The sequence below is a fragment of the Wolbachia endosymbiont (group B) of Chorthippus parallelus genome (genome assembly GCF_947251815.1).
GTDB lineage: Bacteria > Pseudomonadota > Alphaproteobacteria > Rickettsiales > Anaplasmataceae > Wolbachia.
The window spans coordinates 260,256-273,128 of record NZ_OX366390.1 but is presented as its reverse complement, the minus strand read 5'-3'; the positions used below and the strand labels follow the sequence as shown (position 1 = coordinate 273,128).

Sequence of the window (12,873 nt, the reverse complement as noted above, 5' to 3'; positions counted from 1 at the left end):
GGTAAAGAGTAAATTAAAAATTAAATAGATCTTTTAATGCAGAATAAATGCCTATAGAAATATTGATGCCTGCTCTTTCCCCAACAATGAGTAAAACTGGAGGAAAAATTGTAAAGTGGTGTAAAAAAGAACAAGATAAAGTTGAAATAGGTGATGTAATCGCTGAAATTGAGACTGATAAAGCCATAATGGAGTTTGAATCTGTCGATGAAGGAGTTTTAGCAAAAATTTTAGTGTCGGAAGGAACAAGTGGCGTACCTGTAAATCAACTGATAGCTCTAATGTTAGAGGAAGGGGAAGATAAAAGCGCACTTGATTTAGCTTCTGCCGTCAATACCAAGGTTGAGAAGGAGGTTGAAGCCGATTTTTCAGTATCATCCAACCCTTCGATTTCATCTAGCTCTTCAATGTCATCCCAGTGTGTGACACTGGGATCTAAAAAAGAGGATAGAGCAATAGAAAATAGAATAAAAGTAAGCCCCTTAGCTAAAAAAATAGCTCAAAATGAAGGTGTTGATATAAAGCGATTAAAAGGTACAGGTCCATATGGTCGTGTCATCAAAGCTGATGTATTAGAATTTTTAGATCAAACTAAAAGCTATGAGAGATTTGAGGAAAATACAACAGTTGAAGTAAGCAATATGCGCCAAGTGATAGCGCAGCGCCTAGTTGAATCTAAGCAAAATATTCCACACTTTTATTTAACTGTAGACTGCCACGTTGATAAGCTAATATCGCTCAAAAATGAGGTTAATTCAGCAAATGAAAACAATAAAGTAACAATTAATGACTTAATTATAAAAGCTGTGGCTTTCAGCATGAAAAAATTTCCTGATATAAACTCATCGTGGATAGATACTAAAATAGTAAGATACTCAAATATAGATATCTCAATTGCTGTAGCGCTTGAGGATGGACTGATTACTCCTATAGTAAAAAATGCTGATGAAAAAAGTGTTTTATCTATATCAAAAGAAGTGAAAGATTTAGTAAGTAGGGCAAGATCTGGAAAACTAAAGCCTGAAGAATTTCAAGGAGGAGGATTTACTATCTCCAACTTAGGCATGTTTGGTATAAAAACTTTCAGCGCTATAATCAATCCACCGCAATCTTGCATTATGGCTGTTGGTGAATCTAAAAAACAGCCGGTTGTCATAGGTGAAAAAATAGAGATAGCAGAGATAATGACAGTTACTCTCTCTGTTGACCACAGAGCAGTTGATGGAGCACTCGGAGCAAAATTTTTAAATGCCTTTAAGTACTATATAGAAAACCCTACGGTGATGCTTCTTGAGCCTTTATTATTATAATAAAATTAATACCTCTTAATTTATACTTTTATTAATTGATAGGTTTAGAGGTAAAATATGACTGATAAAAAGATAGAAAAACGTAGTATATTTTTTGATGCTGCAAAATCAAAATTTTCAAACGATAGGTTTCAAATAGATTCCTCGTCTAATGAGTCAATGGATACCATTGATAAAAAATTTAAGTATGAAGTGAAACTTCCAGGTGTTATTCACACTACAACAAGAAAAAATAATGTTGGAAGCGGATTAAATGAGTTAGATCTAAAAAAGAAAAACGAAAACTCTTTCAAGACATCAATAAAGAATATTGAAGAATCAGATAGTAAGAGAAACCAAAGTCATTTGCTGTCTCAGGAAGACTCATTTCCAGAACTACCAGCATGTGCATATAAGCCAGCACTGCTGCCAAAACCATCAAAAGAAAAAATAAAGGAAGCTGTAGATAAAATGCGCAATAATAGAAAAGCTCATAATTCTGCAAGTGTTGAAAATGGTGTTAGTTCAGACAGGTTCAAAGTGCGCCCGTTCTTATGTAATGATATAGATGGATATGTAGCTCCTGACAAACGTGACCGTAATCTAGAAAGGTGTAGGGTTACACATGATAGCAGTAAGCTTGAAGCACAAATGGAAAGAAAGCATGGGTTTCAATCAGATCCAAGTGTTAAGCATGTAAAGGCTGATACTGTAGTATGTTCTATTACTAAAGGTCATGACAAAAAAGGCGTTAAATCTGATGTCTCATATACACAAGAGCCTACATCAGAAATGTCTAAGGTTAATGTGAGAGAATTAGCAAATAGGTTCCGTGGCTAATCATTATTGGATTTTTCGAATAACAATTGCTTAAGATTTTATAAACTGTGCATATAGTACTCTATAAGAGAAAGAGAAGTGTGACAACTTCTCTCTTTCTTAACCACTTGCTGAAGAACGTTTATCTTCTGTGGCATCTGGTGATGGAGCAACTAATCTACTCAAAATCTCATCTTTTGGTCCCATAGCATAAATAACCCCATCTGACATGACGATCACTGTATTGACTACAGATAGTAGCTGTAGCTTATGAGTGATGATAACAGTGGTAGTATTTTGCTCTCTTGCAACATTGATTGCATTAATCAAGCGCGCCTCTCCATTACTGTCTAAGTTAGCATTCGGTTCATCAAGCACTAAAAGCTTAGTATTACCATAGAAAGCCCTTGCAAGTCCAAGAAGCTGTTTTTGGCCACCAGAGAGTATTACTCCTCCAGGTCCTCCTATTGTTGTATCATACCCATTTGGTAAGCTCAGTATTAATTCATGTATTCCTGCAATTTTTGCTGCTTTGATTATTTCTTCAGGATTTGGATCTGGTCTCATGCGGGCAATATTAGCTTTAACGCTCGTGTTAAATAACTCAATATCTTGAGGTAAGTAACCAACATAATTACCAAAGTTCTCTCGATTCCAAGTATATACATCAGCGCCATCTAGTCTGACTACACCTGATATGGGTTTCCAAACACCAACGGTTAGTTTTGCAATGGTCGACTTACCAGAAGCACTTGCACCAATAACACCAACAACATCCCCTGGTTCTATTACAAATGAGATTCCTTTTACTGTTGGCTTATTGCTCCCATAAGGAGTAAAAAATACCCTATCAAATTCCAACTTCCCTTCAGGCTCTGGTAGAGCCATAGTTTGCTCTCTTTTTGGGGATGTTAGTATAAGTCTTTGTAGCCTCTCATATGACATTCTGGCTTGATTTAAAAATTTCCAAGTATGAACTGCTGCATCAAATGGAGCCAATACTCTACCCATCAAAATCGAGGCAGCAATGATACTACCGGCAGTTTTGTGAGCTGTAATTGCAAGTAATGCGCCTGTTCCAATTACTGATATTTGCAGAGTTGAGCGTAGAAACTTAGTAATTCCAGTAATCACATTAGAACGATTCTGCGCTGTAACTTGCATTGCACGATTTTGATCATTCCGTTTACACCAATCAGAAACTATAAATTCTGACATGCCCATAGCTTCAACCACCTCTGCGTTTCTTGTTGCAACATCTATAGCATTAATATTGCGTATAGTTTCTTCATTGGTTTCTCGCAATATACGCTTAGTGGCAAGTTCATTCCATACTGCCATTGAAACTAATATAATGATCCCGGCAATAGCTATAAACCCTGTAGAGGTATGTATCATAAAGATCACAACAAGGTAAATTAGCGACCATGGAGTATCGAACAGTGAAAATATACCATTTCCTGTAATGAAATTTTTTATTACTCCAAGATCTCGTATTGCTTCACCACTTGAAGTTGAGCTTTGTACTGATGTTAACCTGATTGACCTTACTATTAGATCTGGTGTTGCAGTTTTATCAATCCAATCACCTATTTTTGCCATAGCTAAATATCGACAAGTTTCAAGCATTGCAGAACATGCAAACGCAGATAAAGTAATAATCGTCAGCATAACTAGTGTTGACACACTCTCGCTCGATATCACTCGATCAAGTACCTGAGAGGTATAAAGTGGCAAAAATAACATTAACGCATTAATCCCTGAGCTAAACCAGAAAATGAACCAAAACGCACTCTTGCACTTCTCTAGACAAGTATATAGTATACTTTGCTTTAATTCCTTTTTTATTGACGGAGTGATTTCCACAATCTTCCTTTTATTTAATTATATGTACCATATATAGTTTTTATTTCAAAAGTATTAACAGTTATTGCCTTACCATATCATTAATGTAATAAAATATTAATGATATGCGAATATAAACTTTTTCATAGCAAGGCTATCTAATTTCTTCTCTACTATAACCTTATACGATAGCCTTGCCAATTGTTCTACGTTTTTCTTATCTACTACTCAATGACAGTTCTTACTATCACTCCTCTGAAAGTTGATGCTATCAGAGTCAGTGACTACAATCTGCATCTATTTTCCTCTTTCTATATGATCAGGAAGTATTACATATTCCAATGATCTAGCTGTAATTGCTCTTTTTCTTATACAAGATGGACTTGAATATACCCTTGGTCTATATCTTTCGAATTCAAAACAGTCAACAGTAATCCCCTCCTCAAGGTTAGAAAGTATTAGAGATGGAGATTTACTAACTTCCTTATCACTCACAGGATTATTTGCACTACCATAACTCACATGACGCGCTGCACTATGATTGTTACCACACTCTTCTCTTGAGGTTGAACCGCTTGGATTAAAAGGAGTCGAAAATATTAAATACTCATTGGTATCACCAAATCGTTTTATCAACCCACAGTTTTCTTCATTCATTCTTGTAATATTCTCTTGATTAGCACCTTCTGATAGGCTTGATGAAGCAATAAGATCTTCTTTTTTCTTACTAAAGATACTGACTCTTTTTAGCTTGGTTGCAACATTCTTGAATTTGTTTTTCGGAGTTTTTGGTTTACTTTCTGAATGCTCATTTATAGTTATAAAACATGATTCATTATCTAACTTGTCCATTGTATCTTGTACTCTACTGGTGCGTCTTACATACCATACGCGTCAAGTTAAAGCAAATTTAGAGAAGTTAAGGTGGATACCCTAGTTTTTCTGTACTTGTCTTTTAATGAAAATTGCGACCAAGTTATGGTAAGCTTTTTGAGAAAAATATTTAAGCCTTTAATTTTATTATTTAGTGCTAAAAATAACTCTCTAACCCGTCTTTTTAGCTCAATAAATGCCTTTGTTAAGCTAAGCTCCGTATTTTTTTTCAGTTCTGTGCAACCCACTATTCCATGAAATATAAGAATTGCACACAATTTGGCATATAGCTCACATAATACTCTGTATGGCTTTCCTCTCAGCTTATCAAGCCTTATATTACTCTTATATAATTTGAACAATAATTCAATTTGCCATCTTATTCGGTAAACTACTAGTATTTGCTCAGCATTAATCTTACTTTTTGGAACATTAGTTATAAATATCGACCAATTTAGTAACTTTTGGTTCCTTTGAGAAGATGTGTATCCATGTGATCTTGCTAACCTATTAGCCTTTCTTCTTCTAGCCATAGCTTGTTCTTCAGTTAGTTTTTTAAATATAATTCTTACTTTAACCCTTGTCTCTTTTCCTAACAATACCTCCTGTTCTAGAAAAGATCGATCTCCCAAATGTTCTAGTAAATCTATTTTTTGACCTGTCTCTATATCATATATGTTAGTATCGGATTTATAACGACTTATGAAATAAGCTCCTATTTCATTGATTTGTTTAAAAGAACTTGGCACAAAATAACCCAAATCAGATATTAGTAAATCGTTGTTCGATATATTGCTTAAATGGCTTCTATAACCCTGATCTGACCTTATTCCTTCAGTTATATTAAGCTGGTCTAATGTCTGATTTAGGTAGTCAAAAACTAATTGTAACTTTATTCCAGACTTAGTATTGCTTTCATAACCACTGTAGCTGGTACCATAACCTTTATACATGTCTTCCATACTGTTAGGTAAGCTAATATAGCTGCTGTCTAATAATTTAACACCTCCAAAGTGCTTCAAGATTCTGCAATCAACTTGTAAGGTATTTTTAAGTAACGTTAAAGATTCATTATACATTCTTTTCATGAATTCCACTGCTTCCTTGGTAAATCTAAAGTCCAGACCTTGTTTTGTTATATTTATCGAGTCTTCATTCAATAATTGACACACTGTCTCTATACTACAATTATCAACCCCTATATTACCCAAAACGATGGCTTTTATGAACGACGAGCCTTTTAGCTTCCTCTTTCTTTTTATGAACCCTGTTGTAGCTGAGATTTTATCTGCTTTTTCATTAAAAAATTCTTTGAGCTTTTTTGAGATGCAAACTATTCTTTTCATTGTATAAGTTCTCCGTTTTCTTTGTTAAATTTAAGAGAACTTATATCTTCTTTTTCTCTTCCTTACACTAAGTTTATTACCACAGTTCCTTAACTTGACGCGTATGGTCTTACATACTGACCAAGCTTTTCTCCTAAATTGCCCAGAAAAGATGAACTTCTTCTTTCTGCTAACGTTGTACTACCACGCCTACTCATTTTCTGAGGAGAAATATTGAGTTTATCTCTACTCTCTAAGCTAATTGCATGCGTAAGCTTGTTAAATCTATTTTTCAATTGTGAAATATCTCCAGCATGTTGCGCTAATTGTTCCGATATTATTCTGTCTCTTTCTGAATCATAGATTTCTACTTCTGTCTTAGCTAACTTTCCTGTGACCTCTTCAATGCTGTTTATTTTTTCAGTATAGCTTTCTATCTTACGTTTAATAGGTTCTTTTTTATTGCCAATCATGAGGTTGGATAACATAAATGTAAGTGATAGGATAGAATAGAACATGACAATATAGTCAAAAGTTTTTTTTATTGCAGATTCTGACTGCTGATTATTGGGAATGCAAAAATAACTAATAAAATTTGATGCTAACATGACCATGGTAATGAATTCTAAAATCTTTCGGCTTTTTTCTTGATATTCTAGCTCAAGTTTATCATATTCCCTTTTGAGGTTTTCCCGTATTTCATAAAAAGGATCTAAAAATAACTTCAAGATACTTATATTTTTATATTCAAGAGCATATTTTAAAAATGTTTTTCCTTTATTATCTTTTATGTCAAAATTTATTTTCTTATTTATAATTTGCCCTCTGTTGATGGTTGTTAGGTATAATAAGGCTTTAATAGCTTTTTCCCTTAAGTGCTCATTTTGTTTACGCTTTTCTAAAACCAACTTTTTCAAAAATTGACCTTGCTTAAAATCCTCATCTAAGATTCTTTCAAAATCATTATCATGCATTACAAGATAGTGTAATGGTGTTCTGTCAGATTTAGATACAACATTTAACATTTTCTCAGTATAGTGATAATTATCTGTTATAAAATATTCTATTACTTCAGCATTAAGGGTCATGGCAGCTAAGTGTAAAGGTGTAAGTTTATGATTGTTTCTGTTAAAGAGTTTTCTAATAGTTGATTTAGAAACGCTTTCAATAATATACTGAGAAGATACTACGCCATCGGCAAGAGCAGCCATGTGTAACAATGTATTGTTGTTTTCATCACATAACACTTTGATGCTAGCAGCCACCTTTTTATCTACAAGTTCTTTTGCTACAAATTCAAGACATTCCTTATTGCTGCTCAAAACAGCTAAAAATAAGAACTTTTTTTGTGTATTTTGTTCTGGAAAAATACCAATTGGGCTTTTTTCTACCAAATACTTAATGCATTCTACTCTTCCACTGAGGATAGATAAGTGTAGTAAAGTTTGTTCATCCTTATTTTTCTTACTTAATATTTCTTCCACTCTCTCTTTTGTAAAAAGGTACTCAAGGCATGATTTATTACCAACACGTGCTGCCATATAAAAGACGGTGTCACCGTTGCTATTCTCACGCAAAACCTCTTGGTAAACGTCAAATTTCTTCTCTTCCAACTTTTTTTCTATCATGCTTAAAAACGATAAATCAAGTTGGGCAGCAAAATGTAAAGGGGTGTTTCCTTCATTATTACTCTTATTTACTTGCATGCTTCTGTCTATTAATAGACTCACACATTTTTTTCTTAGTTCTGTTTCTGTATTACTCGATAGAGCTAAGTGTAGGGCCATATTTCCTTTGCGTGTTTCTGTGCTTAAATCGTAATCAGGAAATTTATTGAGTAAAAATGTTAGACAATCATACTTCCCGTACATTGCAGCTAAATGTACAAGATCTCTTCCATACTCACCTTTGGATTGAAGTATGCTATTTCCTATATTTTCATAAAATAGCTCTATACAATATGTATTACCATGTATAATAGCAATATGTAAGGGGGTGTTACCTTGTTTATTCTGAACAATTTTTGCACCTGATTTAATAAACAATCCTATTAGCTGTTTATTTCCATGTTTTGCAGCTATATGCAATGGGGTGTTACCATCTACATTTTCTTGATTAATTTCACTTTTTAGTCTACCTAAAAATTTTAGATGCTCTATAAGAAAATTTATGGCATTTTCTTGAGTTTCTGAGTTACCTGCAATCTTATGAAAAGGATTCTCATTATATTTATTTTTTAAAAATTGTACTTGATTATAAATGAAGAATTTTATGCACTCAGCATTTCCAGATTGCACAGCATAGTGTAATGCGTTATTTCCATATTTATCTGTTTTAATTTTCTCCCTATCAAAAATTCCTTTTGCTGTCAATATTTCTTTTAAATATTCTAGGAGGTTAGGACTTCCGCTTCTGGCAGCATAGTGTAACTCAGTTTTATTATTGGTAGTGCAACTAAAATCTGCTTCATTTTCTATGAGAATTTTCAAGCATTCTTTATTGCCAGATTTAGCCGCATAGTGTAGTGGTGTTTTGCCATCTCTATCTTTATTCCTTAATGCTTCTTCAATGTCAAAATTAGAATTTTCTATCACAAAACGTAAAATATCTTCTTTACCCAACTCAGCTAAATAATGTAGAAGTGTTTTATCATTACTATCTGCAAAATTCTCCAATTTTATAATCAATTCTCTGTCCATACCAAGGATTAGAGATACAGCTATTTTAACATGAATATCATAATTCCTATTTTTCTTTTGTTCTTTCCCGATTCTTTCAATAGCCACTGTTAATAGCGAAGAACCATCATCACTTGTTATATTCCATCCATCTTGACGAAATTTTTCAGCTAATGAATCACTTATATTTTCTGCTAAAATCCTGCTTTTTATACAATCAAGATTATTAGTACATATATTATAGTTTTCTTCTTGAGTTACTTTATTAATATAATCATATATGATTATTAGGTCTTGCTTATTGACTTTATCTTCTGAATTGCCTTGTAATGAAGAGAGGTCAATCTTACTAATTGCTCTGGCCATACCAATGGTTCCCGCAACAAATAAACCCGACCTGAGTGTCTTTGCGCTTGTACTAGATTTAGCTTTGAAAGCATTAGTAACTGTGTCAAATTTATTTTTGAACATACTGTACCTCATAAATAATAATGCCGGTAGTGAATAAGGCTTTAGTAGATACCACTGTAATTTTTAAGCCTACAAAAATTCACCAGCGGCCGCATTATATAGTAGATAATTTTTTGTGCCAGTAATATTTTCTAATTCCCACTTTGGCCTTGGTGCAAAGTCAAGAGAGTCTACATAGTTTCTCTGTAACCTTTCAATTCCTGTCCATCCAACCATCACTGCATTGTCTGTACATAAATTGCTTGGAGGAGAAAGCACGTTCAAGTCTATGTGCTTTTTTAATCTCTCTTTCAGGAAATTATTTGCTGCAACTCCACCAGTAATTACAAAATCATTAATTTTAATATTTAAGGATGAAGCAATAGTAATTGCATTTTTGACTCTATCAAGTAGTATGTCGCTGACACACTCTTGAAATGAGGCACACATATCACATACATCCTGTTCATTCATTACAAGTTCTCGTATTAAGTTTTTTACTGCTGTTTTAATTCCAGAAAACGAAAAGTCACATCCGGAGCGTTTTGTCATCGCCCTTGGCAGTTTAAATCTCATACCATCACCTTTTTTAGCTAATTTTTCAATCAATGGACCTCCTGGATAGCTTAGACCCAGCATCTTAGCGACTTTGTCAAATGCTTCTCCTAATGAGTCATCAAGCGTTTCTCCAAGTTTGATGTATTTACCTACATCCTGTGCAATTAAAAATTGACAATGGCCACCTGATATCAGTAGGACTAAAAACGGAAATTTAACTTCATATAGTAGCCTAACAACTAACGCATGTGCTTCTAAGTGATTGACTGCAATAAACGGTTTTTGTGCTACATGCGCAATTGCTTTAGCCATCATTGTACCAACTATTAGTCCACCTATGAGTCCTGGTCCTGATGTTGCTGCAATTGCATCTAGATCACAAAAGTTAAGGTTAGATTTTTCTATAGCGCTTTTTACTAGACCACTTAAATGCTTCATATGAGCACGTGACGCTATTTCAGGTATTACCCCACCGCGTTTTTTGTGCTCTTCCTGAGAAAGAATTTCGTGAGCAAGGACTTGCTTATTACTATTTACAATTGCTGCTGCAGTTTCATCACAGCTTGTTTCAACAGCTAATATAGTTTTCATATATATTTGAACTCTTTAATTGTGAGAACTATAACTTGAAATGTTGAAGAAGTGAACTTTGTTCTGTTAAGCTAATTATCATCTCCAAATATAGAACCAATTCTTTTGCTCCCAGGAGAAAATTTATTAGTCCAGCTGCTTTGTACTTTGTTTATATCTTTAAAGGCCGTTTTGTTGCTATACTCCTTTACTTCTTTATCTATTCTCTCCATTATTTGTGGATCTAGATAGCTCTTTCTCCATTGATTAGTAGCAAGAAATACTTTGTTTAAATCTTGAGTGCGAATTAGATATTCCTTGTCTTTAGGATAAACCTCCTGAGCCCAAGCAAATAGCTCAAAATAGCGTGCAAATAATTCGGATGCGCGTGATTTTGCAGTTCGATAAGCTTGTATCTCTTCAAATATAATTTGACCAATAATTTTTTGTACCAGAATATTTGACTGCTTCAAGTTCTGCTCAATATCCTGATAAACTTTATAGAGAAATTCTTGCTCTAAGCTTAAGTTCAGTTCATTTTCAACCATATGTGAAAGTTCATGTACTATGATGTAAGGATTTGACCTTCTTAGCACAATAACATACTTATTTAAACCAGAAGATCGAATTGTCTTACACACTCCCTCTTCCATATCCATTAATCCTTCTTGATATATTTCAAATGAGAGTCTATTTTGCTTTATTAGTGACAAAGTGAGGTTCAATGTATTTCTAAATTTCTCAAATTGATAGAGATATTCGACATATTGTATTACGTTTTCACCACTTCCTACTTGAGTTGCTTGTTTTATTAAGTTCCTGGTTAGCATGCTCCATTATTAAAGGAATTTTCTTTATACTCAAGAGTTATAAAGTATTTTTAGGAAGTATAGCTAAAGTAGTTTAAGTTCACTGACATCCCGCTACTTGTTAGCAGTCAAGAGGTATCATGTCAGTATGAATTAGGAATGTACTAGATATAAAAGTGCAATATCAAATATATTCTACTAAAAATCAATCAGATCTTCACATGTTTGTTCTTCATAAAAGAAGTTCAATGTTATCGTAGTACCAAGCTTTGCTTCACTTTTAATGCTGAAAGTCCCACCCATTAACTCTACTAATTTCTTGCTTAGCGGTAATCCGATACCTGTACCTTCATTTCTATATCCTGAATCTGCTTGACCAAAAACGGACATAACTTTATATATGTCCTGCTGCATTATCCCTATTCCATTATCATGAAACTCAATAGTTAATAAATTTTTTTCTATATTCTCTTTAATAATCATTCTTATTAAACCACCTTGAGGAGTGAACTTGATTGCATTTGATAACAAATTTATTATAACTTGCTTCATTCTTTTGGGATCGGCGATAACTAATAATTGTTTATCAGATATCTCTTTCTTTAAACTAATCCCTGTTTCTTTTAGTTTAGGTGATAACATTTTTAAGCACGAATCTATTATCTTATTCAGATTAAACTTCACTTTCTCTACTGTTAAACTACTTGATTCAGCTTTAGAAAAATCGAGCACATCATTAATCAAAGCAAGTAAATGTGTACCAGCATTATATATATCGTCTACGTATTCCTTGTATTTAGAGTGATCTACCGAACCTAAAGTTTCATTTTTGATCAACTTTGCAAATCCAATAATAGCATTAAGAGGTGTACGCAACTCATGTGTAACACTTGCAAAAAATTTTATCTTATTTGCATTTTCTTGCTCTAATGCCTCTTTAACCCTTTGTAATTCAATATTAGTTTTATGCTGCTTGGCTAGCATTTGGGTATTGGAAAAGTGCAAATAAAGCATTATTAGTATTAAGATAACCAGTAATAAGCCCATTAATATTGAAAATAGACTATATACCATAATATAAGAGTCATTATAGCTTTGAATGATCTTCAAAAAAAATGAAGGCTTAATGTCATCTTCATGAAATATAGGGAAAGTAGAAGTTAATGTATTTCCTGTAGCGTAAAATATTTCTTGATTGCTTAGCAATTTATCAATTTCATCATTTGTAAGCAACTGCTCATAGTCATGACCTTGAGTATTAAAATTACTGAAAATTACTCTGGCATTTTGATCATACAGTATTAAGCTAAAATTTCTTACTTTGCTTACTGATTGTAACAATTCAGCACGCAATTTTACCAACTGGTTTATGTAATCAAAACTGTTATATTTAATATGATGTTTTTCTATTAGTAAATAATGATATTTTTTTATTATACTATTTTCCAATAGATCTTTTAAGTTTGCATTTGAATTACGGTAAAAAGAAAGAAAATTATTCTTTAATGAATAACTGCGGTATATTGTGCCCAATAAAACCACAAAAATTAATAAGAATAGCGAGATAATTTTTGTATATCTATTTGTTTTTAGTGTAGTAAAAATTAATTTACTTAATTTATACATATTCTTCTCATTGTGAAATAACGTCTTTTAT

At 33.1% G+C, this 12,873-nt stretch carries 9 protein-coding genes; 2 read left to right on the top strand and 7 right to left on the bottom strand.

Annotated elements, in window-relative coordinates:
* Positions 1–47 precede the first annotated feature (47 nt).
* Positions 48–1,310 carry a pyruvate dehydrogenase complex dihydrolipoamide acetyltransferase gene (locus OPS21_RS01225; protein WP_264336289.1) on the top strand — a complete coding sequence of 421 codons (1,263 nt, stop codon included), beginning with the start codon at positions 48–50 and terminating at the stop codon, positions 1,308–1,310.
* 57 nt (positions 1,311–1,367) lie between these two features.
* On the top strand, positions 1,368–2,129 hold the full coding sequence (locus OPS21_RS01220) for a hypothetical protein (RefSeq protein WP_264336290.1): 762 nt from the start codon (positions 1,368–1,370) through the stop codon (positions 2,127–2,129).
* 99 nt (positions 2,130–2,228) lie between these two features.
* On the opposite strand, the gene OPS21_RS01215 is transcribed toward OPS21_RS01220, so the two are convergent.
* The 7 genes from OPS21_RS01215 to OPS21_RS01185 all read right to left on the bottom strand — a co-directional run bounded on the left by OPS21_RS01215 (position 2,229) and on the right by OPS21_RS01185 (position 12,842).
* Positions 2,229–3,974, bottom strand: a complete 1,746-nt coding sequence (locus OPS21_RS01215; RefSeq protein ID WP_015588031.1) for a type I secretion system permease/ATPase — start codon at positions 3,972–3,974, stop codon at positions 2,229–2,231.
* Positions 3,975–4,250: 276 nt separating this feature from the next.
* Positions 4,251–4,805 carry a hypothetical protein gene (locus OPS21_RS01210; protein WP_264336291.1) on the bottom strand — a complete coding sequence of 185 codons (555 nt, stop codon included), beginning with the start codon at positions 4,803–4,805 and terminating at the stop codon, positions 4,251–4,253.
* Between the two features lie 47 nt (positions 4,806–4,852).
* Complete coding sequence (locus OPS21_RS01205) at positions 4,853–6,172, bottom strand: IS4-like element ISWosp7 family transposase (protein ID WP_264336202.1); 1,320 nt, start codon at positions 6,170–6,172, stop codon at positions 4,853–4,855.
* A gap of 89 nt (positions 6,173–6,261) precedes the next feature.
* Positions 6,262–9,300 carry an ankyrin repeat domain-containing protein gene (locus tag OPS21_RS01200; RefSeq protein ID WP_264336292.1) on the bottom strand — a complete coding sequence of 1,013 codons (3,039 nt, stop codon included), beginning with the start codon at positions 9,298–9,300 and terminating at the stop codon, positions 6,262–6,264.
* Positions 9,301–9,369: 69 nt separating this feature from the next.
* A complete protein-coding gene (tsaD, locus tag OPS21_RS01195; RefSeq protein ID WP_264336293.1) occupies positions 9,370–10,428 on the bottom strand; it encodes a tRNA (adenosine(37)-N6)-threonylcarbamoyltransferase complex transferase subunit TsaD in 1,059 nt (352 codons plus the stop codon).
* 71 nt (positions 10,429–10,499) lie between these two features.
* The gene (locus OPS21_RS01190) at positions 10,500–11,237 is read right to left on the bottom strand and encodes a WD_0702 family putative metalloprotease (protein ID WP_264336294.1); all 738 of its coding nucleotides are present in this window, start codon (positions 11,235–11,237) and stop codon (positions 10,500–10,502) included.
* Between the two features lie 177 nt (positions 11,238–11,414).
* Positions 11,415–12,842, bottom strand: coding sequence for a sensor histidine kinase (locus OPS21_RS01185; protein ID WP_264336295.1), 1,428 nt, complete (start codon positions 12,840–12,842; stop codon positions 11,415–11,417).
* Positions 12,843–12,873: the final 31 nt, after the last annotated feature.

Coding starts and splice junctions, on each gene's coding strand:
- OPS21_RS01225 (WP_264336289.1), top strand. CDS start 48: ATGCCTATAGAAATATTGATGCCTGCTCTTTCCCCAACAATGAGTAAA.
- OPS21_RS01220 (WP_264336290.1), top strand. CDS start 1,368: ATGACTGATAAAAAGATAGAAAAACGTAGTATATTTTTTGATGCTGCA.
- OPS21_RS01210 (WP_264336291.1), bottom strand. CDS start 4,805: ATGGACAAGTTAGATAATGAATCATGTTTTATAACTATAAATGAGCAT.
- OPS21_RS01205 (WP_264336202.1), bottom strand. CDS start 6,172: ATGAAAAGAATAGTTTGCATCTCAAAAAAGCTCAAAGAATTTTTTAAT.
- OPS21_RS01200 (WP_264336292.1), bottom strand. CDS start 9,300: ATGTTCAAAAATAAATTTGACACAGTTACTAATGCTTTCAAAGCTAAA.
- tsaD (WP_264336293.1), bottom strand. CDS start 10,428: ATGAAAACTATATTAGCTGTTGAAACAAGCTGTGATGAAACTGCAGCA.
- OPS21_RS01190 (WP_264336294.1), bottom strand. CDS start 11,237: ATGCTAACCAGGAACTTAATAAAACAAGCAACTCAAGTAGGAAGTGGT.
- OPS21_RS01185 (WP_264336295.1), bottom strand. CDS start 12,842: ATGTATAAATTAAGTAAATTAATTTTTACTACACTAAAAACAAATAGA.